General features: G+C 66.4%; 23 protein-coding genes. 12 read left to right on the top strand and 11 right to left on the bottom strand.

Going from position 1 to position 24122, the window contains the following annotated elements:
* The first annotated feature begins 60 nt into the window (after nucleotides 1-60).
* The gene (locus HNO81_RS14035) at nucleotides 61-786 is read left to right on the top strand and encodes a TetR/AcrR family transcriptional regulator (protein WP_175318724.1); all 726 of its coding nucleotides are present in this window, start codon (nucleotides 61-63) and stop codon (nucleotides 784-786) included.
* Nucleotide 787: 1 nt separating this feature from the next.
* Complete coding sequence (locus HNO81_RS14030; protein WP_175318723.1) at nucleotides 788-2899, top strand: acyl-CoA dehydrogenase; 2112 nt, start codon at nucleotides 788-790, stop codon at nucleotides 2897-2899.
* Nucleotides 2900-2990: 91 nt separating this feature from the next.
* On the opposite strand, the gene glgA is transcribed toward HNO81_RS14030, so the two are convergent.
* Entirely contained in the window at nucleotides 2991-4196 is a 1206-nt protein-coding gene (glgA, locus tag HNO81_RS14025; RefSeq protein WP_371818266.1) for a glycogen synthase, read from the bottom strand.
* A 102-nt stretch (nucleotides 4197-4298) separates the two neighbouring features.
* On the opposite strand from glgA, the gene glgC reads away from it, so the two are divergent.
* From glgC to HNO81_RS14010, 3 genes are all read left to right on the top strand, one after another.
* Entirely contained in the window at nucleotides 4299-5708 is a 1410-nt protein-coding gene (gene glgC, locus HNO81_RS14020; protein WP_175318721.1) for a glucose-1-phosphate adenylyltransferase, read from the top strand.
* Between the two features lie 87 nt (nucleotides 5709-5795).
* Entirely contained in the window at nucleotides 5796-7247 is a 1452-nt protein-coding gene (locus HNO81_RS14015; protein WP_175318720.1) for an SDR family NAD(P)-dependent oxidoreductase, read from the top strand.
* An 18-nt stretch (nucleotides 7248-7265) separates the two neighbouring features.
* Complete coding sequence (locus tag HNO81_RS14010) at nucleotides 7266-7733, top strand: pyridoxamine 5'-phosphate oxidase family protein (protein ID WP_175318719.1); 468 nt, start codon at nucleotides 7266-7268, stop codon at nucleotides 7731-7733.
* Between the two features lie 46 nt (nucleotides 7734-7779).
* Here the strand turns inward: HNO81_RS14010 and HNO81_RS14005 are convergent, their stop codons facing one another.
* The 3 genes from HNO81_RS14005 to HNO81_RS13995 all read right to left on the bottom strand — a co-directional run bounded on the left by HNO81_RS14005 (nucleotide 7780) and on the right by HNO81_RS13995 (nucleotide 11183).
* Nucleotides 7780-8631, bottom strand: coding sequence for a transglutaminase family protein (locus tag HNO81_RS14005; protein ID WP_175318718.1), 852 nt, complete (start codon nucleotides 8629-8631; stop codon nucleotides 7780-7782).
* Nucleotides 8628-9554, bottom strand: coding sequence for an alpha-E domain-containing protein (locus HNO81_RS14000; protein ID WP_141160461.1), 927 nt, complete (start codon nucleotides 9552-9554; stop codon nucleotides 8628-8630). The genes HNO81_RS14005 and HNO81_RS14000 overlap by 4 nt, the downstream gene beginning before the upstream one ends.
* A gap of 75 nt (nucleotides 9555-9629) precedes the next feature.
* Complete coding sequence (locus tag HNO81_RS13995) at nucleotides 9630-11183, bottom strand: circularly permuted type 2 ATP-grasp protein (protein WP_175318717.1); 1554 nt, start codon at nucleotides 11181-11183, stop codon at nucleotides 9630-9632.
* 167 nt (nucleotides 11184-11350) lie between these two features.
* Here HNO81_RS13995 and HNO81_RS13990 point away from each other — a divergent pair, with 167 nt between their 5' ends.
* Entirely contained in the window at nucleotides 11351-12355 is a 1005-nt protein-coding gene (locus HNO81_RS13990; RefSeq protein ID WP_175318716.1) for a YeiH family protein, read from the top strand.
* A 33-nt stretch (nucleotides 12356-12388) separates the two neighbouring features.
* Nucleotides 12389-15025: an aminopeptidase N gene (gene pepN / locus HNO81_RS13985; protein ID WP_175318715.1), complete on the top strand. Its 2637-nt coding sequence runs from the start codon at nucleotides 12389-12391 to the stop codon at nucleotides 15023-15025.
* Between the two features lie 109 nt (nucleotides 15026-15134).
* Here the strand turns inward: pepN and HNO81_RS13980 are convergent, their stop codons facing one another.
* The 5 genes from HNO81_RS13980 to HNO81_RS13960 form a co-directional block, all read right to left on the bottom strand.
* The gene (locus HNO81_RS13980) at nucleotides 15135-16232 is read right to left on the bottom strand and encodes a biotin/lipoate A/B protein ligase family protein (RefSeq protein WP_175318714.1); all 1098 of its coding nucleotides are present in this window, start codon (nucleotides 16230-16232) and stop codon (nucleotides 15135-15137) included.
* A gap of 97 nt (nucleotides 16233-16329) precedes the next feature.
* Complete coding sequence (locus HNO81_RS13975; RefSeq protein ID WP_018761303.1) at nucleotides 16330-16587, bottom strand: type B 50S ribosomal protein L31; 258 nt, start codon at nucleotides 16585-16587, stop codon at nucleotides 16330-16332.
* Nucleotides 16588-16761: 174 nt separating this feature from the next.
* Nucleotides 16762-17571 (bottom strand): RNA methyltransferase, encoded by an 810-nt coding sequence (locus HNO81_RS13970; protein WP_175318713.1) that lies wholly within the window; start codon nucleotides 17569-17571, stop codon nucleotides 16762-16764.
* Between the two features lie 7 nt (nucleotides 17572-17578).
* The gene (locus HNO81_RS13965; protein WP_175318712.1) at nucleotides 17579-18364 is read right to left on the bottom strand and encodes a sulfite exporter TauE/SafE family protein; all 786 of its coding nucleotides are present in this window, start codon (nucleotides 18362-18364) and stop codon (nucleotides 17579-17581) included.
* A gap of 19 nt (nucleotides 18365-18383) precedes the next feature.
* Nucleotides 18384-19169: an ABC transporter ATP-binding protein gene (locus HNO81_RS13960; RefSeq protein ID WP_175318711.1), complete on the bottom strand. Its 786-nt coding sequence runs from the start codon at nucleotides 19167-19169 to the stop codon at nucleotides 18384-18386.
* A 124-nt stretch (nucleotides 19170-19293) separates the two neighbouring features.
* On the opposite strand from HNO81_RS13960, the gene serB reads away from it, so the two are divergent.
* The gene (serB, locus tag HNO81_RS13955) at nucleotides 19294-20187 is read left to right on the top strand and encodes a phosphoserine phosphatase SerB (protein WP_175318710.1); all 894 of its coding nucleotides are present in this window, start codon (nucleotides 19294-19296) and stop codon (nucleotides 20185-20187) included.
* A gap of 67 nt (nucleotides 20188-20254) precedes the next feature.
* Here the strand turns inward: serB and HNO81_RS13950 are convergent, their stop codons facing one another.
* Both HNO81_RS13950 and HNO81_RS13945 read right to left on the bottom strand, forming a co-directional pair.
* On the bottom strand, nucleotides 20255-21007 hold the full coding sequence (locus tag HNO81_RS13950) for an SDR family oxidoreductase (RefSeq protein ID WP_175318709.1): 753 nt from the start codon (nucleotides 21005-21007) through the stop codon (nucleotides 20255-20257).
* A gap of 139 nt (nucleotides 21008-21146) precedes the next feature.
* Nucleotides 21147-21872: a beta-ketoacyl-ACP reductase gene (locus HNO81_RS13945; RefSeq protein WP_175318708.1), complete on the bottom strand. Its 726-nt coding sequence runs from the start codon at nucleotides 21870-21872 to the stop codon at nucleotides 21147-21149.
* A gap of 151 nt (nucleotides 21873-22023) precedes the next feature.
* On the opposite strand from HNO81_RS13945, the gene HNO81_RS13940 reads away from it, so the two are divergent.
* Genes HNO81_RS13940 through HNO81_RS13925 form a run of 4 tightly spaced genes read left to right on the top strand, consistent with a single transcriptional unit; the run spans nucleotide 22024 to nucleotide 24074 of the window.
* Nucleotides 22024-22455: a DUF3099 domain-containing protein gene (locus tag HNO81_RS13940; RefSeq protein ID WP_175318707.1), complete on the top strand. Its 432-nt coding sequence runs from the start codon at nucleotides 22024-22026 to the stop codon at nucleotides 22453-22455.
* A complete protein-coding gene (locus tag HNO81_RS13935; protein WP_175318706.1) occupies nucleotides 22452-22715 on the top strand; it encodes a hypothetical protein in 264 nt (87 codons plus the stop codon). The genes HNO81_RS13940 and HNO81_RS13935 overlap by 4 nt, the downstream gene beginning before the upstream one ends.
* Nucleotides 22716-23594, top strand: a complete 879-nt coding sequence (locus HNO81_RS13930) for an SURF1 family protein (RefSeq protein ID WP_175318705.1) — start codon at nucleotides 22716-22718, stop codon at nucleotides 23592-23594.
* Between the two features lie 3 nt (nucleotides 23595-23597).
* Nucleotides 23598-24074: a YbaK/EbsC family protein gene (locus HNO81_RS13925; protein WP_175318704.1), complete on the top strand. Its 477-nt coding sequence runs from the start codon at nucleotides 23598-23600 to the stop codon at nucleotides 24072-24074.
* The last annotated feature ends 48 nt before the right edge of the window (nucleotides 24075-24122 follow it).

Raw genomic sequence — 24122 nt, 5'->3', positions numbered from 1 at the left:
GAGCGCTCCTCTGGTCACGGGTGGTTACCGATACCCAGCGTACCTGATACGCTGGGTATCGTGAACCTTCAGGACACGCACTCCCCGCTGACCATCGAACTGCCCCCGCAGGCCAGCCCCGACGGCCGCTCGTCACGCTGGCAAAGCCACCGGGAGGAGCGGCGCAGGGAACTGATCAAGCAGGCCCGGCGGGCCGTGCACGCGCTGGGCAGCGATGCCTCCATGGAAGAGATCGCCACTGCCGCCGGAACATCGAAATCTGTCTTCTACCGGTATTTCGGGGATAAGGCCGGGCTGCAGCAGGCGGTGGGCGAAGTAGTCCTCAGCCAGATGCAGAACCGCATCCAGGAGGCCGCCCAAAGTGCCTTGACGCCACGGGAAGGCCTGCTGGCCATGGTCTCGGCCTACCTCCAGATGGCCGGCACCAGCCCCAACGTCTACACCTTCGTCACCAGTTACGCTCCCGGTGATGCCGCAGCTCCGCACCCCGCCGCGGCCGGTGGGCCGCTGGGCCCCTTTTTTGACGCCATCGCTGACATGATCACCACCCCGATGCGCGCGCATCTGGGGGACGTGACGGAAACCGTCATCGGGTACTGGCCCAAGGCAGCCATCGGACTGGTCCGGAACGCCGGCGAACAATGGCTCAGCACCCCGGACTCCCCCACAAAACCTGACCAGGATGCCATGGCGCACTACATCACGGCCTGGCTGTGCGTGGGCATCGTCCCTGAACTCACCCCCGCTTCACCAACCACCAAGTTATCCGCCAAAGAAGGACTGTGACATGACTGACGTAGTGGAACGCCCCGCGCACAAAGGGCTCCGCCCCGCCGCAACCCCTGCCGCCAAACCCGTGGACCACGGCACCACCCCCGCCGTCGACGTCGAGGCACTGGGCAGGCAGCTCCTGGGCAAGTGGGCCGATGTCCGGCTCCAGGCGCGGGACCTGGCCGCCCGGCCCGAACTGCACAAGATCGAAGGCCTGACGCACACGGAACACCGCGCCCGCGTCTTCGGCCAGCTCAAGTACCTGGTGGACAACGAGGCCGTGCACCGCGCGTTCCCGTCGGAGCTGGGCGGCTCTGACGACCACGGCGGCAATATTGCCGGTTTTGAGGAACTGGTGGTGGCTGACCCGTCGCTGCAGATCAAGGCCGGAGTCCAGTGGGGCCTCTTCGGCTCCGCCGTCATGCATCTGGGAACCGCCGAGCACCACAACAAGTGGTTGCCGGGCATCATGAGCCTGGAGATTCCGGGCTGCTTCGCCATGACGGAGACCGGCCACGGCTCGGACGTTGCCAGCATCGCCACCACCGCAACCTACGAACCCGGCACCGAAGAATTCGTCATCAACACGCCGTTCCGCGCCGCCTGGAAGGATTACATCGGCAACGCCGCCAATGACGGCCTCGGCGCTGTGGTCTTCGCCCAGCTGGTTACCCGGGGCGTGAACCACGGCGTCCACGCCTTCTACGTGGACCTCCGGGATCCGAAGAGCAAGGAATTCCTCCCCGGAATCGGCGGGGAGGACGACGGCGTCAAGGGCGGCCTGAACGGCATCGACAACGGCCGGCTGCACTTCGACAACGTCCGCATTCCCCGGACCAACCTCCTGAACCGGTACGGCAACGTCGACGCGGACGGGACCTACACGTCGCCGATCGCCAGCCCCGGCCGGCGCTTCTTCACCATGCTGGGCACCCTGGTCCAGGGCCGCGTGTCCCTGGACGGCGCGGCCGTGGCTGCCTCCAAGGTGGCCCTGAAGGCCGCCATCCAGTACGCCACCGAACGCCGCCAGTTCAACGCCTCCTCGCACACCGAGGAAGAAGTCCTGCTGGACTACCAGCGGCACCAGCGCCGCCTGTTCACCCGCCTGGCCGCCACCTACGCGGCCAGCTTTGCGCACGAGCAGCTGCTGCAGAAATTCGACGACGTGTTCTCCGGCGCCCACGACACCGACGCAGACCGCCAGGACCTGGAGACCCTCGCCGCTGCCCTGAAGCCCCTCAGCACCTGGCACGCCCTGGACACCCTGCAGGAATGCCGTGAAGCCTGCGGTGGTGCCGGCTTCCTGATTGAGAACCGGTTCGCTTCGCTGCGCGCCGACCTGGACGTGTACGTCACCTTCGAAGGCGACAACACCGTACTGCTCCAGCTGGTGGCCAAGCGCCTGCTGGCCGACTACGCCAAGGAATTCAGGAACGTGGACTTCGGCGTGCTGGCCCGGTACGTGGTGAACCAGGCAGCCGGCGTCGCCGTCCACCGCACGGGCCTGCGCCAGGTGGCCCAGTTCATGGCCGACACTGGTTCGGTCCAGAAGGCCGCCATCGCACTCCGCGACGAGGAAGGCCAACGCGCCCTCCTGACCGACCGGGTCCAGACCATGGTGGCTGAAGCGGGTGCCGCCTTGAAGGGCAGCAAGCGCCTCTCGCAGGAAAAGGGTGCGGCCCTGTTCAACCGGCACCAGAACGAGCTCATCGATGCCGCACAGGCACACGCTGAGCTCCTGCAGTGGGAAGCGTTCACCGACGCACTGCAGCATGTTGAAGATCCCGGAACCAGGACGGTCCTTACCTGGCTGCGGGATCTCTTCGGCCTGTCCCTGATCGAAAAGAACCTCTCTTGGTACCTCATGAACGGCCGCCTTTCCATGCAGCGTGCGCGCACAGTGGGCGGCTACATCAACCGTCTGCTGGAGAAAATCCGCCCCCATGCCCTGGACCTTGTGGAGGCCTTCGGGTACGGCGAAGACCACGTCCGTGCGGCCATCGCCACGGGCGCCGAAAAGAGCCGCCAGGACGAGGCCCGGGCGCACTTCCGCAGCGAGCGGGCCAGCGGGCAGGCCCCGGTGGACGAAAAGGTCCTTATTGCCAGGACGGCGGGCCGGAAGGCCTAGCCTGGCTGGTCCCGCAGACCATCCAACCAACGACGGCGCCGCTCCCCTTCAAAGGGGAGCGGCGCCGTCGTAGGTTCTTCTGCCGGGACGCTTAGGCGCCGGCCGGCAACACCGAGCGGTAGACCTCGAGGGTGGTCTCCGTGATCGAATCCCACGAGAAATGCTTTTCGGCGCGCTCGCGGCCTGCCTGCCCCATGGCGCGGGCGCGGGCGGGATCGGATACCACCTCGGTCAGGGCGGCGGCGAATTCCGCCACGAACTTTTCCGGGTCCAGGGGCGTTCCGGTGCCGTCGGTGACCTGTTCCAGCTCCACCAGCAGGCCGGTTTCACCGTGCTGGACCACCTCGGGGATGCCGCCGGTGGCACTGGCCACCACGGCGGCGCCGCAGGCCATGGCTTCGAGGTTCACGATGCCCAGCGGCTCGTAGATGGAGGGGCAGGCGAAAGCCGTGGCGTGGCTGAGGACCTGGATCAGCTCATGGCGCGGCAGCATCCGTTCAATCAGCACCACGCCGGTGCGCTGCTTCTGCAGCTCCTCGATCAGGGCAGCCGTTTCCGCGGCCAGTTCCGGCGTGTCCGCCGCACCCAGGCACAGGACCAGCTGGACATCCGCCGGAAGTTTTGCTGCCGCCCGCAGGAGGTAGGGAACGCCCTTCTGGCGTGTGTTTCTTCCCACAAAGACGACGTTCGGTTTGGCGGGGTCGATGCCCAGCGCCCGGACGGCGTCGTCGTTTTCATCACGCTGCCAAAGATCCACGTCGATGCCGTTGTGGACCACCCGGACCTTGCCCGGGTCAACGTTGGGGTAGCTGCGCAGGATGTCCTGGCGCATGCCTTCCGACACCGCGATGATCGCCGCCGCGGCCTCGTAGGCAGTCTTTTCCACCCAGGACGAGAGGGCGTAGCCGCCACCCAGCTGCTCGGCCTTCCACGGCCGGAGCGGCTCAAGGCTGTGGGCGCTGAGAACGTGCGGAATCCCGTGCAGCAGCGAGGCGAGGTGGCCTGCCATGTTGGCGTACCAGGTGTGCGAATGGACCAGGTCGGCCCCCTGCACATCCGGCACAATGCGCAGGTCGACGCCGAGCGTCTGCACCGCCGCGTTGGCCCCGCCGAGGTCCTCGGGAACCTGGTAGGAGGTCACGGTTGCGCCATGGTAATCAGCATCGCGGGGAGCACCAAAAGCACGAACCTGCAGGTCAACGTGCTTACTCAGCACCCTGCTCAACTCGGCTACATGCACCCCGGCGCCACCGTAGATCTCCGGCGGGAACTCTTTAGTCACAATGTCTATTCGCACAAGACCCAAGGTAGTCGTTCACGCATAACTGTTCTAGTGTGAAGGAGTCCGGGCCTACCGGACTGTCTTGGGGAGTTACGAAGGCGTACAGGAGCGACCATTATGCCGTTGACCAAAAAAGTCCTGGCCATTGTCCTCGCAGGTGGCGAGGGAAACAGACTGATGCCATTGACGGCAGACCGGGCCAAGCCCGCCGTGCCCTTTGCCGGCAGCTACCGCCTTATCGATTTTGCGATTTCCAATCTGGTGAATTCGCGTTACCTGCAGATTGTGGTCCTCACCCAATACAAGTCCCATAGCCTCGACCGGCATATCTCCGAAGCTTGGCGGATGTCCACCCAGCTCGGCAACTACGTCGCCTCCGTCCCCGCACAGCAGCGCGTCGGCAAAAGCTGGTTCCTGGGCAGCGCCAACGCCATCTACCAGTCCCTGAACCTGATCCATGACGCCAACCCCGACATCGTCGTCGTGGTCGGCGCCGACCACGTGTACCGCATGGACTTCGCCCAGATGGTGGACCAGCACGTCCGCAGCGGAGCCAAGGCCACCGTGGCGGCCGTCCGGCAGCCGCTGCACATGGCCGACCAGTTCGGTGTCATCGAAGTGGACCAGAACGACGCCCAAAAGATCGCCGCCTTCGTGGAAAAGCCCTCCAGCACCCCAGGGCTTGCCGCCGATCCCTCACAGTTCCTGGCTTCCATGGGCAACTACGTGTTCGACGCCGATGCACTGGTGGCCGCGCTGCACGTTGACGCCGAACGGCTGGACACCAAGCACGACATGGGCGGGGACATCATCCCCTACTTCGTCAACCGGGGCGAGGCCGGGGTCTACGACTTCACCCTCAACGACATCCCGGGTTCCACCGAGCGCGACCGCACCTACTGGCGGGACGTCGGCACCATCGATTCCTTCTACGACGCCCACATGGACCTCATCTCCCCGCTGCCGGTGTTCAACCTCTACAACTCCGAGTGGCCCATCTACACTCGCCAGAGCATCTCGCCGCCCGCCAAGTTCGTGCGCGGCAAGAACAACACCGTGGGCACGGCGCTGGACTCCATTGTGGCCAACGGCGTGGTGATTTCCGGCGGCGTGGTGGAAGGCTCCGTCCTGTCCAATGACGTCTACGTTGCCACCAGCGGCCGGGTCATCGACTCAGTCCTGATGGACAAGGTGCAGGTGGGCGAGGGAGCCGTCATCAACCGTGCCATCCTGGACAAGAATGTCAAGGTCCCGGCCGGTGCCGCCATCGGACTGGACCCGGACCTGGACAGGGCGCGCGGGTTCAAGGTCACCGAGTCCGGCATCACCGTCCTGGCCAAGGGCCAGGAGGTTCCGGAACCGGGCGAGGAGGAACGGAAGCTTGCCGCCAGCCACCTGAGCGTCCTGCCCAACGCCATCAAGGCAGCCGCGGAGCAGTACTCAGCCATGCGCGAGGCCGCAGACAAGGTGGCCGGCACGCACGCCGCCGCGGCGGCGGAGGCCGCACCCGCAGCCCGGCTGGGCTGATCCGCAGGATACCTTCCCGCGCCACATGCAGGCCGGGGCACCACCCATGGTGCCCCGGCCTGTGCCGTACGCTGTAAAATTTTCCCAATGAGCTCCCCCGATCTGACCCCTGAGGACATCCAGGCCTGCCTCAAGGTCCTGAACACCATCCACGAATACGACGAGGAGCACCCGGACTACGTCTCCGTACGCCGCGCCACCGGGAAAATGTTCAAGGCCGTCAAGCGCCACCGCAGGGTCACCAAGCGTGATTCGATCGCGGAGGCCGACCGAGCCGTTATTGCCCAGACGGCCACCGCCGCCCCTGACCGGATCGATGATGAAACCCGCGGCAACAAACTGGAGACCTCCGCCACCGGGAAGATCGCCGGCCACCTCCTCAGGTCCCGCCCCTGCTACATCTGCAAGCAGCACTACACGCAGGTGGACGCCTTCTACCACCAGCTGTGCCCCGAATGCGCCGCCTTCAGCCACAGCAAGCGCGATGCCCGGACCGATCTCACCGGGCGGCGGGCGCTGCTCACCGGCGGGCGGGCCAAGATCGGCATGTACATCGCCCTGCGGCTGCTCCGCGACGGGGCGCACACCACCATCACCGCCCGGTTCCCCAAGGACGCCGCACGGCGCTTCGCGGCCATGGAAGACAGCGGCGACTGGCTGCACCGGCTTCGGATTGTGGGCATCGACCTCCGCGATCCCGCCCAGGTGATGGCCCTGACCGATTCGCTCGACCAGGCCGGCCCACTGGACATCATCATCAACAACGCGGCCCAGACGGTGCGCCGGTCCGGCAACGCCTACAAGCCCCTGGTGGACGCCGAGGACGAGCCGCTGCCGGCAGCACTGGAGGAGGCCAACGGCGGCCCTGAGCTGCTGACATTCGGCCACGCCCATGACAAGCACCCGCTGGCCCTGGCCGGAAGCGTGACCGACCACCCGGTCCTGGCCGGCGACGCCATCACCTCCCTGGCTCTGTCCACCGGATCTGCGTCCCTGGAGCGCATCGCGTCCGGAACCGCCATCGACGCCGGCGGCCTGGTCCCGGACCTTGCCACCATCAACAGCTGGACGCAGGTGCTGGACGAGGTGGACCCGCTGGAGATGCTTGAGGTCCAGCTCTGCAACGTCACGGCACCGTTCCTGCTGGTCAGCCGGCTGCGGGGTGCCATGAAGCGGTCCACGGCCCGGCGCAAGTACATTGTCAACGTCTCCGCCATGGAGGGACAGTTCTCCCGCGCCTACAAGGGCCCCGGGCACCCCCACACCAACATGGCCAAGGCCGCGCTGAACATGATGACGCGCACCAGTGCCAAGGAGATGCTGGATACGGACGGGATCCTGATGACTGCCGTGGATACCGGCTGGATCACGGACGAGCGCCCGCACTTCACCAAGGTCCGGCTCATGGAGGAAGGCTTCCATGCACCCCTGGACCTGGTGGACGGCGCGGCCCGGGTCTACGATCCGATTGTCATGGGCGAGAACGGCGAGGACCAGTACGGTGTCTTCCTCAAGGATTACAAGCCCAGCCCCTGGTGATGCGGGTATGCTCACGGCATGAGCAACGAGCCATCCACCCAAGTGCAGAATCTCGAACACTACGAATGCTGGGCCCTGCTGCGGACTGTGTCCGTGGGCAGGCTGGCGGTCCTCGTTGACGGCAGGCCGGACATCTTCCCGGTCAACTTCACCGTGGACGGCGGCACGCTGGTTTTCCGCACCAGCCAGGGAACCAAACTGTCAGCGGCCTCCGGGGACGCCCCTGTGGCGGTTGAGGCTGATGGTGTGGACCCCGGGACGGGCCTGGCCTGGAGCGTAGTGATCAAGGGCACCGCGGGCCTGGTCAAGAGCACTGAGGACGTGCTGGAGACGTCCCGGCTGTACCTCTTCCCCTGGCAGGCCGGGCGGAAAGACGCGTTTGTGCGCATCACCCCGGAGAGCGTCACAGGCCGCCGCTTCAAGGTCACCGATCCGATGACGTGGTGGACCCAGATCAGCAGTTCAGCCAAGTCGGCGTCGGAATAGGCCGACGGCGGGTTCCCCGGCGACGGAGGCCGGGGAACCTGCTGCGTCAGGCGAGCTGGGTGATCTCCACGCTGACCTTCAGCGCCGAGCCGCCGCCGCCGGACAGGATACCTTTCAGCGGGGGCACATCGCGGTAGTCGCGGCCCCGGGCCACCGTGACGTGGAAGTCCCCGGCGGGTTTGTGGTTGGTGGGGTCCCAGCTGCGCCAGTCCCCGTCCCACCACTCCAGCCAGGCATGTGACTGCCCTGCCACGGTTTCCCCGATCCCGGCGCTGGAGCGGGGATGCAGGTAACCGGAGACGTAGCGGGCCGGAATGCCGCAGCTGCGCAGGGCACCGATGGCCAGGTGCGCCAGGTCCTGGCACACGCCCTTCCGCTGGCCCCAGGCTTCCTCCGCGTTGGTGGTGACGGCGGTGGACCCTGACATGTAGGTCATCTCCCCGCGCATCCAGGCGAAGACCGCCATGGCAGCCTCGTGCGGGTTCTTCCCTGCCACGACGCCGGGGATGATGCCCAGCACTTCGTCGCCCGGGCCGCTGAGCCGGGACTGCGGCAGCCAGTCGCTGAACGCGTCCAGGATCTCCGGGGATGCCAGCTCATCCCAACCCACGATGTCCGCCTCCGCGGGAATCTTTTCGGCCCGGTGCACCTCGACGGTGATGTTGGAAACCACCTCAAGGTTCTCGTGCGGCATCTGCATGTCAAAGGCCGTGACCCTGGTCCCCCAGTAGTCGCGGTAAGTGCTGACAGCCGCCTGCGACGGGGACACCTTCACCACGGACTCCAGCACTACCTGCTGCGAATCCGTCAGCGGCGTCATCCTGGCCTCGTTGTAGGACAGCGTCACCCGCTTGTTGTACTTGTAGGCCGTCCTGTGGACGATGCTCAACCGGGTCATGACACTTCTCCCACCCAGGCAAGTTCGTCCGCCTGATTGAAGTACTTACGGGAAATGGCGTCCGAGGCCTGGGACACTGCTTTCTGCACCCGCTCCATGTGCTCGGGCAGTTCGGACATGAGGTCGTCGGTCCGGTGGAATTCAAGGAAGGTCCGGGCCTGGCCCACAATGCGGCGGGCGTCGTTGATGAACCCCACCCGCTGCGCGGACGGGTCAAGTTTGGCCAGGCACTCGTCGGCGTCCCGCAGCGCGTAGACGATGGAGCGGGGGAACAGCCGGTCCAGCAGCAGGAATTCAGCAGCGTGCTGGTCTCCAAACGCGGCACGGCGGGTGCGGAGGAAGGATTCGTAGGCGCCGGCGCAGCGGAGCATGTTCACCCAGGACATGCCCGCGGACAGGACGTCCCGCGTGGAGAGCATCCGCGCCGTCATGTCCGCACGCTCCAGGGAGCGGCCCAGGACCAGGAAGAGCCAGCTCTCGTCATGGCTCACCGTGGTGTCGGCCAGGCCACTGACCATGGCCGTGCGTTCCAGGGTCCAGTTGCAGAACCGGTACGTGCCCACCACATCCTTGCGGTGCTGGCTGAGCCCGTAGTAGGTGGTGTTCAGGCTCTCCCACAGCCCCGAGGACACGGTTTCGCGTGCACGGCGGGCGTTCTCCCGGGCAGCTCCCAGGGAACCGGCAATGGACGTGGCGCTGGTCTTGTCGTACGCCAGCGCATGGAGGAGTTCCGGCAGCCCGAAGTCCTCGCTCTGCGGCTTGGCGCCCATGACGGCCAGCAGTTCCTGGGCCACGCTCTTCCGCTCCTCCATGGGGAGGTGGTTGAGGCGTTCCAGGTGGACATCCAAAATGCGGGCGGTACCGTCTGCCCGCTCCACGTAGCGGCCGATCCAAAAAAGGGACTCGGCAATTCGGCTAAGCATTCGCGGCTACCTCCTGCGTGCCCGGAACGTTGTCAAGGAATGGTGCGAGGGCGGCCACGGCCCCGTGTGCCGGGCTCACTGCTGCTCCGACTGGCGGTCGCGCCAATTGCTTTCCACCGGCCACACCGAGACGCGTTCACGGACCGTGACGGACTGGCGGGGAACGGTTTCCACGGGCATTTGCGGTGAATCGGCCAGGACCCAGGTGTCCTTGGATCCTCCGCCCTGGCTGGAGTTCACGATCAGCGACCCCTCCTTCAGCGCCACGCGGGTCAGGCCGCCCGGGAGCACCCAGACGTCGTCTCCGTCGTTCACGGCGAAAGGCCGCAGGTCGACGTGGCGGGGACCAAACTTGTCGCCGCCCAGGGTGGGAACGGTGGAGAGCTGGAGCACCGGCTGGGCGATCCAGCCGCGGGGATCGGCGATGATCCGCTGGCGGAGGGCGTCCAGTTCGTCCCTGGAGGCATCAGGGCCGATGACCAGGCCCTTGCCGCCGGAGCCGTCCACCGGCTTGACCACCAGTTCCGCCAGGTTGTCCAGGGTGTACTCCCGGGCTTCCTTTTCCTCGAGGCGGTAGGTGTCCACGTTGGCGATGATGGGCTCCTCGCTGAGGTAGTAGCGGATCAGGTCAGGCACGTAACTGTAAACCAGTTTGTCGTCCGCCACGCCATTGCCCACCGCGTTGGCGATGGTGACGCCGCCGGCACGGGCGGCGTTGACCAGGCCGGGGCATCCCAGCATGGAGTCGGACCGGAACTGCAGCGGGTCCAGGAAGTCGTCGTCGATCCGCTTGTAGATGACGTCCACCCGCTGTTCGCCGGCCGTCGTGCGCATGTACACGCGGTTTCCCCGGCAGATGAGGTCGCGGCCTTCCACCAGTTCCACGCCCATGAGGCCGGCGAGGAGGGTGTGCTCGAAGTAGGCGCTGTTGAAGACGCCAGGGGTCAGGACGACGACGGTAGGATCATCCACGCCGGCGGGAGCGGTCTTGCGCAGGGCCGAGAGCAGCCGGCGCGGGTACTCCTCCACGGGGCGGATGAGCTGCTGGCCGAACGCCTCCGGCAGGCCCTTGGCCATGGCGCGGCGGTTCTCCAGCACGTAGCTGACTCCGGACGGGACGCGGACGTTGTCCTCCAGCACCCGGAAGGTGCCCGCGGCGTCGCGGACCACGTCGATGCCCGAGATGTGCACCCGCACGCCGCCGGCCGGTTCAAAGCCGTGGACCTGCCGGTGGAAGTGGGCGCTGGTGGTCACGAGCTGGCGGGGAATCACGCCGTCGGAGACCACCGTCATCTTGTCGTAGACGTCGTTCAGGAAGGCTTCCAGGGCCCGGACGCGCTGGGCCACGCCGCGTTCCAGGACATCCCATTCCGCCGCGGGAATGACGCGGGGCACGATGTCGAGGGGGAAGGGCCGTTCCTCGCCCGCGTAGTCGAAGGTTACGCCGCGGTCCAGGAACGTGCGTGCCATGGAATCGGCACGCGCACTCACGTCCGCAAGGGAGAGTTTGCGGAGCGCCTCCGCCACCTGCCCGTACGAGTCCCTGGCCTGTTGCCCGGGGGCAAACATCTCATCGTACGCTCCGGTGCGGCCGGCAGCCTCGGAGTAATCCTGGAATAGGTCTGACATGTCCAATAGCCAACCATCTTTTTGTTTCGAGTTCATTACTGCCATCCATTCTGGCGTGTTGTTGCCGGCAGTCCGGTTCGTACTTTACTGGCCTTGTCGGGCACAGTAGGTGAGTGCCAAGCAACAGAAGCCTCCCCCTGCCGGGAAACGGCAGTTTCCGGGCCACAATGACACGGCTGGTTCCGGGGCTGCTGACGGCGGCGGCCGCCGTAGCGGTGGCGTTCGTGGTGCACGGCCTGCTTCCGGCGCTGCCTGCGATGACCGTGGCTGTGGTGCTGGGCGTCCTGGCCGCCAACCTGCCGGGAGCCGGCACCTGGACGGGCGGACCGGCCCGGGCGGGCCTGGACTTCGCGGGCAAGCACCTGATGCGCGGCGGGATCGTGTTCCTGGGGCTGAAGGTCAGCGTCATGGATGTCCTTGACCTGGGGTGGGTTTCCCTGCTTCTGATCGTTGCCGTCGTGGCGGCCAGTTTTGCCGGTACCTATGCCATTTCCCGCCTGTTCCGCCTTCCCCCGTTAACGTCGCTGCTGGTGGCCACCGGGTTCGCCATCTGCGGCGCGTCCGCCATCGGCGCCATGGCCGCAGTCCGCCGCATCCGGCACGCGGATACCGTCCTACCGGTGGCGCTGGTGACGCTCTGCGGCACGCTGGCCATCGGTGTACTGCCCCTTCTCTCGCATCCCCTGCGCCTCTCAGCGGAAGTCTTCGGCGCCTGGACCGGAGCCTCGGTGCATGACGTGGGGCAGGTGGTGGCCACGGCGCAAACCGCCGGGACCGCTGCCCTGGCGATCGCCGTCGTCGTCAAACTCACCCGCGTGCTGCTGCTGGCGCCTGTGGTTGCCCTGGCCGGCGTCCACCACAGGAACGGGGCACGGGCCCTGGACGCCGCTGGGGGCACCTCTTCGACGATGCCTCCGGTGGTTCCGCTGTTCGTACTGGGCTTCGTGGCCATGGTGGCCCTCCGCTCCACCGGCTGGCTGGCCCCGGCCTGGCTGGATACCGGGGCCCTGCTGCAGGACGTCCTGCTGGGTGCCGCCCTGTTCGGGCTGGGCTCGGCTGTGCGGATCGGCACGCTGCTCCACACGGGAGGGCGGGCGCTTCTGGCGGCGCTGGCATCCTGGCTGCTGATTGCCGTGCTGGGCCTGGCAGCCGCCTTCCAGATCGCAGGCTGAGCGGACGCAGCGGGCGCGTGATTAGATAGCCGGGTGTCACATGAGAATCTGCAGCGCCGCGAAGCCGCCGAACGTTCAGCCCTGATCAACACAACCAGCTACGACGTCTCGCTCGATGTCCGGCAGGCAGCAGATCCGGCGGTTCCGGGCTACACCAGCCGAAGTGTCATCACCTTTACCGCCCGCCCCGGCGCCGGCACCTTCCTGGACTTCATCGGCAGCAGCGTCCACAGCGTGCTCCTCAATGGCAGGAGCCTTCCGGTGGCGGATGTGGTGGACGGTGCGCGCATCCGGCTGGACAACCTGCAGGCCGAGAACCAGGTGACCGTGACCGGCACGGCGCTGTACAGCCGCTCCGGGGAGGGCATGCACCGGTTCGTGGACCCCGCGGACGGCCAGTGCTACCTCTACACCCAGTACGAGCCCGCTGACGCGCGCCGGGTCTTCGCCAACTTCGAACAGCCCGACCTGAAGGCAACGTACACCTTCCACGTGACGGCTCCGGCCGAGTGGAAGGTGGCCTCCAACGGTGCCCAAGTCAACCGCACCCTGTTGACCAGCGACCCGGCCACGGCCTGCTGGGACTTCGCCACCACGCTGCCCATGTCCACGTACATCACCAGCATCCTGGCCGGGCCCTACTTCAAGGCTGAGGACCGCTGGCAGGCAACGCTTGAGGACGGCACCGGCCTGGACGTCCCGCTGGCCCTCTACTGCCGTGCCTCGATGGCTGACTCCTTCGACACGGAAAACCTTTTTGCGCTCACGAAGAAGGGCCTGGACTTCTTCAACCGCCTCTTCGACTACCCCTACCCGTGGGGCAAATACGACCAGGCGTTCGTTCCCGAGTACAACCTGGGCGCCATGGAAAACCCCGGCCTGGTCACGTTCACGGAAAGCTACGTGTTCACCTCGCGTGCCACCGACGCCCAGTACCAGGCGCGCGCCAACACCCTGATGCACGAGATGGCGCACATGTGGTTCGGCGACCTGGTCACCATGCAGTGGTGGGACGATCTCTGGCTGAAGGAGTCCTTTGCCGACTACATGGGCACCCTGGGCGTGGACCGTGCCACGGACTGGGACACCGCCTGGGTCAACTTCGCCAACAAGCGCAAGGCCTGGGCCTACGTCCAGGACCAGCTCCCCACCACGCACCCCATCGTCGCCGACATCCCGGACCTTGAAGCGGCCAAGCAGAATTTCGACGGCATCACGTATGCCAAGGGCGCCTCGGTCCTCAAGCAGCTGGTGGCCTACGTGGGCTTTGACGCCTTCATTGCGGGGTCCCGGGAGTACTTCCGGAAACATGCCTTCGGCAACACGTCGCTGGCCGACCTCCTGGCGGCCCTTGACGCCGCCTCGGGCCGCGACCTGTCCGGCTGGGCCCGGCAGTGGCTGCAGACATCGGGCATTTCCACCCTGTCCCTGGACATCGCACCCCACGGCACGTCAGCGGACGACGACGGCGGGCTGGGGCAGGTGGCGATCGTTCAGGAGGCGGTGGACCCGGTCACCGGACGGAAAGAGCTGCGTCCGCACCGCCTCCGCGTCGGTTCGTACGGCTTCGACACCGGGGGTGCCCTGGTGCGGACCGGAACCATCGAAATTGATGTGGCCGGCGCCCGGACGGAACTCCCGCAGCTTGCTGGAACGCCGCGGCCAGCGCTCCTGCTGGTCAACGATGATGACCTGACCTACGCCAAGGTGCGGCTGGACCCGGGGTCCGAGGCCACCGTGCGGACCTCGCTGGACCGCCTCGCCGACCCTATGGCCCGGGCCCTGTGCTGGACCGCCCTATGGAACTCGGCGCGGGACGGCGAAAGCCCCGCATCCTTGTACGTTGACGCCGTGACCGCGTTCGCCGCGGCCGAGACGGGCATCGGAGTTCTCCTGAACGTTCTCGACAACGCCACCACCGCCGTCGAAGGCTACACACCCGCCCGCACCCGCAGCAGCCTGCGAACGTCGTTCCTCGCAGCTGCCGCTGCCCGCCTGGACCAGGCCGCCCCGGGTTCGGACCAGCAGCTCGCCTGGGCCCGCACCGTTGGGACGCTGAGCCGGCATGACGACGCCCTGCTCCCCCGGCTCCGTGGGCTGCTGGACGGAACATCTGCCGTGGAGGGACTGACGGTGGACGCTGAACTGCGCTGGCATCTGTGGCACGCGCTGGCGGCCCATGGCCAAGCATCGGCAGCAGAACTGGATGCCGAACTGGCCCGGGACACCACCGCCTCGGGCCGGGCCGGGCATGCAACGGCCATGGCCTCGCGGCCGGACGCCGACGTGAAGGCTGCCGCCTGGGATGCGGCGGTTCATGGCACCGGGCTGTCCAACCAGCTCCTGACCGCCACCATCAGCGGGTTCACCACCGCGCCGCCGGTGCTGCTGGAACCCTACGTGGAGCCCTATTTCGGCTGCCTGCGGACCGTGTGGGACTCGCGGAGCATCGAGATCGCCAGCCGGATTGTCCGGGGCCTCTACCCCGCAGCCCAGGACCTCGCAGACGGCGGGGAGCCCAAAGCCCACCCCGTCGTCCGGCGGACCGATGCCTGGCTGGACGCCAACCAGGACGCGCCGCACGCGCTGCGCAGGATCATCGTGGAGCAGCGCAGCCACCTGCTGCGCGCACTCACGGCACAGGCCGCCGTCGTTCCCCACCGGCCCTAACCTCGCTGCGCTCGGCTAGGGTACCCTGCCGGCGTGGGCCCACTCATCGGTTGCTGAGTAACTGCCGTTTTCACCGCCCAAAACGACAATAACTCAGCAATCGATGGGTCTAGGGGACGCGGTGGAGCCATTCCGGGGTGCCGAATTTTGCAGCCACCCGCTCTTCGGCAGCTGCCAGCTCGTGTCCGGCCAGTGTTGACGGCGTGGCGCCGTAGCGCTCGCTGAAGACCTCGATCATGGCTTCGATGATGGCCGTGCGGGCCAAGCCGGTCTGGCGGCGCAGCGGATCCACGCGCTTCTTGGCGCTGCGGGTGCCCTTGTCCGAAAGCTTCTCCTTGCCGATCCGGAGGACCTCCACCATCTTGTCGGCGTCGATGTCGTAGCTCATGGTGACGTGGTGCAGCATGCCGCCGTTGGCCAGGCGCTTCTGTGCGGCGCCGCCGATTTTGCCCTGGTCCGTGGCGATGTCATTCAGCGGGATGTAGAACGCGTTGATGCCCAGCCGTTCCAGCGCCGCCATGACCCAGGCGTCAAGGAACGGGTAGGAGTCTGCGAAGCTCAGTCCGTCTACCAGGGTCTGGGGCAGGTAGAGCGAGTACGTAATGCAGTTGCCGGCTTCCATGAACATCGCTCCGCCGCCGCTGATGCGGCGCACCACGTTGATGCCGTGCCGGGCCACGCCCCCGGGATCCACCTCGTTCTGCACCGACTGGAAGCTGCCGATAACCACCGACGGCTCCTCCCAGTCCCAGAAGCGGAGAGTGGGAGTGCGCTCCCCCGCACCTACGGCCTCGGTGAGTACCTCGTCCAGGGCGACGTTGATCTCCGTGGGGAGGACGGTGGGCGCGATGACGTTCCACGCGTGGTCGCCCCAGGAGGTGGCCTTGGCCAGCGCACGGCGGACGGTCACGGCCACGGCGTCGGCCGAGAAGCCGAACAGGACCGCTCCGGCGGGCAGGGCGGCTGTGACGGCGGCAGCGAGGTCTGCGGCGGGCGTGGTGTCCGGGAGCCCGGTCAGCGCCCGGTTGATGTCTTCCAGGGCCTCGTCGGGTTCCAGGAAGAAGTCGCCGCTGAGCGACACGTCCGCCAAGGCGCCGTCCACCACGGCGAGGTCCACCACCACCAGCTTGCCGCCGGGGACTTTGTACTCACCGTGCAGGCGCTGGTTGCTGTCGGCGTTATGGGTGGGAATTCCGGGCTCGGTCATGCTTCCCATCCTGCCCCAGAAAACAGGTGCGCGGTTAACGCAGAAGGCCCGCACCGTTTCCGGTGCGGGCCTTCTGCAAACAAGCTTGGCGAAGGAATTACTTCTTGCCGCCGAAGCCCTTGAAGCGAGCGTTGAAGCGCTCGACGCGGCCTGCAGAGTCCATGATGCGCTGCTTGCCCGTGTAGAACGGGTGGGACTCGGAAGAGATCTCGACGTCGATGACCGGGTAGGTGTTGCCGTCTTCCCACTCGATGGTCTTCGAGGAAGACACGGTGGAGCGGGTCAGGAACTTGGTGCCGGAGGCCAGGTCGTTGAAGACAACAGCTTCGTACTTCGGGTGTGTATCAGACTTCATAATTGGACCTTTGTTCGCGCAGCTGGATTTTGCCAGCTGCCAGGTATGAATGGGATGGCTGGACTCTGTCGCATCAGCCGAAGCTGAAAAAGCAGGACAACCAGCTATCCATCATAGCCGATGCCGGCAGGCCTGACGAACGGCCCAGGCGGCAGTGCGGGGTGCCGCCGCAGGTCAGTCCCGGACGCGCAGTTCCCAGAAGGCGACGGCCGAGGCGGCGGCCACGTTGAGCGAATCGACGCCGTTGCGCATGGGAATCTTGACGGCAAGGTCGACGGCGGCGAGGGTCTCCGTGCTCATGCCCGCGCCTTCGGTGCCCAGCACCAGGGCGAGCTTGTCCACGTTGCGGGAGGCGACGGCGTCGACGTCCTCTGCGTCCGGTGTCAGTTCCAGTGCCGCGACCGTGAAACCGTGGTCCTTCAGGACCCGGAGGTCGCCCGGCCAGTTCTCCAGCCGGGCCCACGGCACCTGGAAGACCGTGCCCATGCTGACCCGGACGCTGCGGCGGTACAGCGGATCCCCGCAGCGGGGCGACACCAGGACGGCGTCGATATCCAGCGCAGCTGCGGAGCGGAAAATGGCGCCCACATTGGTGTGGTCCACAATGTCTTCCAGCACAGCCACGCGGCGCGCCCCGGCCAGCAGGTCCGCCAGGGGCACCGGTGCAGGGCGCTGCATGGCCGCCATGGCGCCCCGGTGCAGGTGGAACCCGGTAATTTCTTCGAGCAGGGCAGCCGGGCCAATGAACGCCGGAACGTCAGGGTACGCCTGGAAGACGTCCTCAAGGTCCGCTTTCCACTTCTCCGCAAGGAAGAACGAGCGCGGCTGGTGGCCGGCCGCCAGGGCCCGGCGCAGGACGCGCGATGATTCGGCGATGTACATTCCCTCGGCGGGCTCACGGAGCTTGCGCAGGTGCACGTCGGTCAGGGTGGTGTAGTCGCTGACGCGCGGGTCATCGGCGGATTCGAGGTAGTGGAAGGTCACCGGGTGATTATTTCAGCAGGTTGGCGATCATGACGCCGAGGGCCACGATGCCCAGGCTGAAGATCACGGCGCGCAGGACCCGCGGGGAGAGCTTCCGGCCCACCTTCGAGCCCAGGAGGCCGCCGATGGTGGAGCTGATGGCGATCAGCAGCACCACCAGCCAGTTGATGCGGTCGAAGGCGAACAGGAGGTAGGAGATGGCTGCCACCATGTTCACGCCGAGGACCAGGATGTTCTTCATGGCGTTCGCGTTCTGGATGGTGCCCGTGAGGAATATGCCGAGGATGCCCACCAGCAGGATTCCCTGCGCCGCAACAAAGTAGCCACCGTACACCCCGGCCAGGTAGACCAGGAGCACCAGGAGGAACCCGTGGCGTTTGTCCCGGACTGCGTGCTCGGGGTTTGCCTCGCGGTTGCGCACCCAGTCCTGGAGCCGTGGCTGGAACACCACCATGAGCAGGGCCAGGACCAGAAGGACCGGGGCAACGTAGTGGAAGACCTTCTCCGGGAGGTGCAGCAGGAGCCAGGCGCCGGTGACGCCGCCCAGGACCGAGGCGGGAAGGAGACGCATCACCTGGCGTCCACGGCCTGCCAGCTCCCGGCGGTAGCCGAAGGCCCCGGCGCCCGTGCCGAAGACCAGGCCCATGGCGTTGCTCATGGAGGCGGTCACCGGAGCCACTCCCAAGGCGATGAGTACCGGGAAGGTGACCAGGGTTCCGGAGCCTACCACCGCGTTGATGGTGCCGGCCCACAGGCCAGCGATGAACACAATGATGCTGCTGAAGATTTCCACGGTAGTAGCGCGGGCCTCTCTAGCGGCGTGCTGTGGCGGTGTAGCGTCCAGCGTTCTCGGAGACAGCCAGTGGCAGTCCGAAGGTGGTGCTCAGGTGTTCCTCGGTCAACACCTCGGTGATGGGACCGGCTGCCACCACGCCGCCATCGCGCAGCAGCATGGCGTGCGTAAAGCCGGGCGGGACTTCTTCGAGGTGGTGCGTGACCAGGACCATGGCCGGGGCAGCCTCGTCGCGGGCCAGCTCACCGAGCTTGTGGACCAGTTCCTCGCGGCCGCCCAGGTCCAGTCCGGCTCCCGGCTCGTCCAGGAGCAGGAGTTCGGGGTCGGTCATGAGGGCGCGGGCGATCTGGACGCGCTTGCGCTCGCCCTCGGATAGTGTTGCGAACGTCCTGTTCAGCAGCGGGCCCATGCCCCAGTCATTCAGAAGGCGGAAGGCGCGCCGTTCGTCGTCGCGCTCGTAGCCCTCGCGCCACCGGCCGGTAACGCCGTACGCGGCGGTAACCACGACATTGAGGACGTTTTCGTGTTCGGGGATCTGGGTGGCAAGGGCCGCGGAAGACAGGCCGATGCGGGGCCGCAGTTCAAAGACGTCAACCCGGCCCAGGACTTCGTCGAGGATGCCGGCCGTGCCGCTGCTGGGGTGGAGGCGCGCTGCCGCGATCTGGAGAAGGGTCGTTTTGCCGGCGCCGTTGGGCCCCAGGATGACCCAGCGTTCGCCCTCGTTGACCTGCCAGTCAACCTTGTCCAGCAGGGTCTTCTTACCTCGGACAACGCTGACGGAGTCCAGTTCCAGAACATCACTCATAGGAGTAGACACTAGGACAAAACGGAAGATGACTGATAACCGGTGTGAAGGCTCCCTAAGCGTTGCGGTGCGGCGTCCGCAACGAATTCAGGCCACTCCACCCGCGCTGGCTAAGATTGCAGGCATGACTTCGAACGTGACTGCGGTCAGCTATGGCCTGAATATCACCTCCGCCGGGCTGGAGCAGCTGCGTTCCGTCCTTGCGGCCAATGGTGCCAAGGTGCTGTCCGAATCCTCTGCCGGTGACGGCCGGTACCAGGTGCAGGTCCTTGACCTGGCCCTTCCCGATGCCACCGCTGCCGGGCTGGCTGCCCTCCGCCGTGCCGTCGCGGACAACGCTCCTGCCGGCTTTGACACGGCCCTGGTGCCTGCCGGCCTCCGCTCTGCGGAGCGAAAGCTGCTGATCATGGATGTGGACTCTACCCTGATCCAGCAGGAGGTCATCGAACTCCTGGCCGCGTACGCCGGCAAACGCGAGGAGGTGGCAGCCGTCACGGAAGCTGCCATGCGCGGCGAACTCGACTTTGCCCAGAGCCTCCACGCCCGGGTGGCCGTGCTCGCGGGGCTGCCCGCCGACGTCGTCCATTCCGTCCGCGGGGAAGTGAAGCTCAGCGAAGGTGCCGATCAGCTCGTGGCCGCCTTCAAGGCCGCCGGCCACACCGTGGCCGTAGTGTCAGGCGGCTTCAACCAGATCCTTGAGCCACTTGCCGCGGACCTGGGCCTTGACTACTGGCAGGCCAACGAACTGGAGATTGTCGACGGCGCCCTGACCGGCAAGGTATTGGGTGCCGTCGTGGACAGGGCCGCCAAGGAGAAGTACCTCCGGGAGTGGGCTGCCGCCGAGGGCATTCCACTGGAGCACACCATCGCCGTGGGCGACGGCGCCAACGACCTCGACATGCTGGGTGCAGCCGGGATCGGGGTGGCGTTCAACGCCAAGCCCGCCGTCCGCGCCGTGGCCGATGCCGCCCTGAACATGCCCTACCTGGATGCCGTCCGCCACATCGCAGGGGTCTAAGGGTTACGGGTACACACAACAATGCCCGGTGCAAACGCACCGGGCATTGTTGTGTGCTGGCTGCGGGCTACTGGCCGCTCTTGCCGAAGTAGTCTGCTCCGCCGGCGTACTCGGTATGGCCTGACTCGACGTCGGCCGTTGCCATCCCGGCGACAACCTGCGCAAACTCCTCCACGGAATACAGCTTGCCGGCTTCGGCGCGGCGGGCCTCGATGGCTCCCGGGGTGGAGCGGTCCAGCAGCGTGGCGGTGACGGTGCCTTCGATCATGTCGCCGGAGACCACCACGAGGCTGATGCCCTTGTCCGCCAGGTTGGGAATGAGGTCCCGCAGGGCGTCCTCGCCGGCGCGCTTGCTGCGGGCCACCGGCTCATACGCCGGCATGGTGGGGACGGTGTTGATGAAGTGGGCCTGGTGGCTGGTGACGAAAACCACCCGTGAGCCTTCCTTCATCAGGGGCACGGCGGCGTTGAGCATGTTCACCTGGGCATCGCGGTTCAGCTTAAGCGCGTAGTCCTCACCCATCCCGGTTTCCATGCCGCCGGAGGCGTTCAGGACCAGGATGTCCAGCGAGCCGAAGTTCTCCATCGCAGCGCTGGCCAGGGCCTGCACACCCTCCTGGGTGGTCAGGTCTGCGCCGACGGCCACGGCACGGCCGCCGTCGGCTTCAATGCCCTGCACCACTTTGTTGGCGCGGGGCGCCTTCTGGCGGTAGTTGACCACGACGGCGGCGCCCTCCGACGCCAGGATCTTGGCCACGTCGGCGCCAATGCCCCGCGATGATCCGGTGACGATCGCCGTCTTATTGTCCAGCAGTCCCATGCAAGCTTCCTTTGTTCGAAACATCTAAATCATTGTGGTCTGCAGTCCATCATGCCAGCGGGCGGGGCCAATATCCGTTGTCCGACTTCGACAAATAAGGACGCCGGGGCTAGTTTCCTGCGGGGGTGGCGCCGCAGCGTCAGTGGCCCATGCCCAGGCCGCCGTCCACGGGGATGACGGCACCGGAGATGTAGGCGGCCTCGTCACTGGCGATCCAACGGACCACGTTGGCCACCTCGGACGCTTCGGCAAAGCGGCCGGCAGGAATGCTGGCCAGGTAATCCTTCTGGGTGGCCTCTGGCAGTTCGGCGGTCATGTCGGTGTTAATGAAGCCGGGCGCCACCACGTTGGCGGTGATGCCGCGGGACCCGAGTTCGCGGGTAAGGGAACGCGCGATGCCCACCAGGCCCGCCTTGGAGGCGGAGTAGTTGATCTGGCCAGGAGCGCCGTACAGGCCGGAAACCGAGGAGATGAGGACCACGCGACCCTTGCGCAGCCGGATCATGCCTTTGGACGCCCGCTTGATCACCCGGAAGGCACCGGTCAGGTTGGTGTCGATGACGGAAGTGAAGTCGTCCTCGCTCATGCGCAGCAGCAGGGTGTCCTTGGTGATGCCGGCGTTAGCCACCAGGACCTCCACCGGGCCGTGGGCGGCTTCCACTTCCTTGAAGGCCGCATCCACCGAAGCCTCATCGGTGACATCGGCCTTGACGCCGAGGATGCCTTCCGGAAGCTGGGTTTCGCTCCGGTACGTCACCGCTACTTTGTCGCCGTTGGCGAGGAACGCCTGCGCGATGGCCAGCCCGATTCCGCGGTTGCCGCCGGTAACCAGGACGCTGCGGGGTGCGGAAACTGCTTCAGTCATGGAGGTGCTCCGGAATTCTGCGGCACGCTGCGCCGCGGTAGGGGGTGTGCTTTGGCTGGAACCGATCTTAGCGGCAGCCCCGGCGCGGGTTTGGGCAGCACTGCCGATGGTGCGAGAATTAAGGGAAGCCTTTGGAGCGTGATCATCCACCGTGACCCTTGAAAACCATGCGGAACGTCCGGGGCCCGGAGAACCGGGCCGGTTCTCCGGCGATGCCGAGGTCCACAGCATTACGGACGCCGCCGCAGCGCATTCCGAGGAAATGCGCCAGCGGATGATCAAGTACGCCGTGGCCATGGGCATCCGCATGGTCTGCCTGGTTCTGATTTTTGTGGTGGATGGCTGGTTCAAGATCATTCCGATAGCCGGCGCGGTCTTTTTGCCCTGGTTCGCCGTGGTGATCGCCAACGGCAGCGACAAGGCGGAAGCACCCAGTGACCTGCTGCTGGACTCCGCCCCGTTGGGCGAGCTGGAAAGTCCCGCCCCTCCGGTGGCGGAGGAGGAACCGGGAAGCGCCGTCCTGCAGGGAGAACTGGTGACGGACGAGGACCCGGAGCATGGGGAGGAGCGGCAAGCATCATGAGTATTTTCGACTTTGCGGCAGGATCGGACGTGGCGTCCGAGGCCGCTGCCGTCTGTTCCCGGAAGGCGTGCAGGTCCCAGGCGTCCTGGCAGCTGCTCTGGAACAACCCCAAAATCCACGCGCCCGAGCGGCGCAAAACGTGGCTGGCGTGCGCGGACCACCGGGAATGGCTGGAGGACTACCTGCAAACGCGCGGCCTGTGGAAGGAAACCCGCCCCCTGGATGCCGTTGGAGGCACCCCCCAGGAGCAGGACATCTGAATGTACCGTTTCCTCTTTTCCAGCAAGTGGCTGGGCTATCTCCTGTTGGCTGCCATCTTCGCCGCCGCGTGTGTCTTCCTGGGCCGCTGGCAGATGGACCGGCGCGCAGAGACCTTGGCGGAGATCAACCGGGTGGTCAGCAACTACTCGGCCACGCCCATTCCCTTTGCGCAGGCACGTGGCCAGTTCAGCCAACTTGATCCGGCCAAAGAGTGGACCCAGGTTGAGCTGAAGGGCTCCTACGATGCCGCCGGCCAGCGGATTGTCCGCAACCGTCCGCTCAACGGGCAGCCCGGATACGAGGTAGTGGTCCCCTTCCGCCTTGCCACCGGGGAAACGGTGGTCATCGACCGCGGCTGGCTGCCTATCGGCAACAAGAATCCCGGCAGTCCTGACTCAGTCCCCGCCCCGCCCAGCGGTGAGGTGACCGCCGTCGTCCGTTTGAAGCACGGCGAGCCCGAACTGCAGCGTGGGGCACCCCAGGGGCAGCTGGCCTCCATCGACCTTCCCACCTACTCCGCGCAGTTGGGTTATCCGATTTTCACGGGCGCCTACGGCCAACTGGCCTCGGAGACGCCCGCTCCGGCAGAGACGCCGGTCCCCTTCCCCAAACCGTCCACAGACGAGGGGACACACCTGTCCTACTCCCTGCAGTGGTTCGCGTTCGGGGTGCTGATGTTTGTTGGTTTCGGCTACGCGGCCCGGCAGCAGGCACGCAACGCGGCAATCGACGCCGAGGACCAGGACGACTCGGAACTGGACGGAACGGTCCACTCCGCCGTCCCTGCAGCCCGGCGACAGCCCGCGCCCCCGCGCAAGCGCAAGAAGGCGACAGCGGAGGAAGAAGAAGACGCCCTCCTGGACGCGCAGGGCTACTAGGTCGTGGAGAAGCACGACGGCGGTCCGGTCGCCTTGGTACGCGCCGCACTGGTCGAGGCCGGAGTCGGCGACACCGTGCGGACTTTTTCCGCGGGGGTGCCCACGGCAGCCGCCGCGGCCCAGGCGTTGGAATGCGATCTTGCCGCCATCACCAACAGCCTCATTTTCGACGTCGGCGGCGAACCCCTGCTAATCCTCGCCAGCGGTGCGGCCCGTGTTGATACGGCGCTGGTTGCGGCCCGGCTGGCGACCGGCAGAATTCGCCGGGCCTCCCCCGCATTCGTCCTGGACCACACCGGACAGAAGGTCAGCGGGGTCGCCCCGGTGGGCCACCCGAAGAGGATCAGGACACTTTTGGATGAAACCCTGCAGGCCCACGGGCTTCTTTGGGCCGGGGCAGGTGACCACAACTCGATGTTCAGCATCACCTACCAGGACCTGCTCCGAATTACCGGGGCCCTGGAACTGACGGTGCGCTAGTTGTAATTCCCACTGAGGTTGTGAACGCGGCTGATGGGGGTTGTGCCG

Source organism: Pseudarthrobacter sp. C4D7 (genome assembly GCF_013359725.1).
In the GTDB taxonomy this organism is placed as follows: Bacteria; Actinomycetota; Actinomycetes; order Actinomycetales; family Micrococcaceae; genus Arthrobacter.
This window is presented reverse-complemented; position numbering and strand designations above follow the sequence as displayed.

What these genes read in the sequence shown, in the direction of transcription:
- HNO81_RS13980 (WP_175318714.1), bottom strand. Translation starts at nt 16,232, where the DNA reads ATGACCGAGCCCGGAATTCCCACCCATAACGCCGACAGCAACCAGCGC.
- HNO81_RS13995 (WP_175318717.1), bottom strand. Translation starts at nt 11,183, where the DNA reads ATGTCAGACCTATTCCAGGATTACTCCGAGGCTGCCGGCCGCACCGGA.
- HNO81_RS14015 (WP_175318720.1), top strand. Translation starts at nt 5,796, where the DNA reads ATGAGCTCCCCCGATCTGACCCCTGAGGACATCCAGGCCTGCCTCAAG.
- HNO81_RS13945 (WP_175318708.1), bottom strand. Translation starts at nt 21,872, where the DNA reads ATGACTGAAGCAGTTTCCGCACCCCGCAGCGTCCTGGTTACCGGCGGC.
- HNO81_RS13935 (WP_175318706.1), top strand. Translation starts at nt 22,452, where the DNA reads ATGAGTATTTTCGACTTTGCGGCAGGATCGGACGTGGCGTCCGAGGCC.
- HNO81_RS13975 (WP_018761303.1), bottom strand. Translation starts at nt 16,587, where the DNA reads ATGAAGTCTGATACACACCCGAAGTACGAAGCTGTTGTCTTCAACGAC.
- HNO81_RS13930 (WP_175318705.1), top strand. Translation starts at nt 22,716, where the DNA reads ATGTACCGTTTCCTCTTTTCCAGCAAGTGGCTGGGCTATCTCCTGTTG.
- HNO81_RS14005 (WP_175318718.1), bottom strand. Translation starts at nt 8,631, where the DNA reads ATGACCCGGTTGAGCATCGTCCACAGGACGGCCTACAAGTACAACAAG.
- HNO81_RS14000 (WP_141160461.1), bottom strand. Translation starts at nt 9,554, where the DNA reads ATGCTTAGCCGAATTGCCGAGTCCCTTTTTTGGATCGGCCGCTACGTG.
- HNO81_RS13950 (WP_175318709.1), bottom strand. Translation starts at nt 21,007, where the DNA reads ATGGGACTGCTGGACAATAAGACGGCGATCGTCACCGGATCATCGCGG.
- HNO81_RS13990 (WP_175318716.1), top strand. Translation starts at nt 11,351, where the DNA reads ATGACACGGCTGGTTCCGGGGCTGCTGACGGCGGCGGCCGCCGTAGCG.
- serB (WP_175318710.1), top strand. Translation starts at nt 19,294, where the DNA reads ATGACTTCGAACGTGACTGCGGTCAGCTATGGCCTGAATATCACCTCC.
- HNO81_RS14030 (WP_175318723.1), top strand. Translation starts at nt 788, where the DNA reads ATGACTGACGTAGTGGAACGCCCCGCGCACAAAGGGCTCCGCCCCGCC.
- HNO81_RS13960 (WP_175318711.1), bottom strand. Translation starts at nt 19,169, where the DNA reads ATGAGTGATGTTCTGGAACTGGACTCCGTCAGCGTTGTCCGAGGTAAG.
- glgC (WP_175318721.1), top strand. Translation starts at nt 4,299, where the DNA reads ATGCCGTTGACCAAAAAAGTCCTGGCCATTGTCCTCGCAGGTGGCGAG.
- HNO81_RS14010 (WP_175318719.1), top strand. Translation starts at nt 7,266, where the DNA reads ATGAGCAACGAGCCATCCACCCAAGTGCAGAATCTCGAACACTACGAA.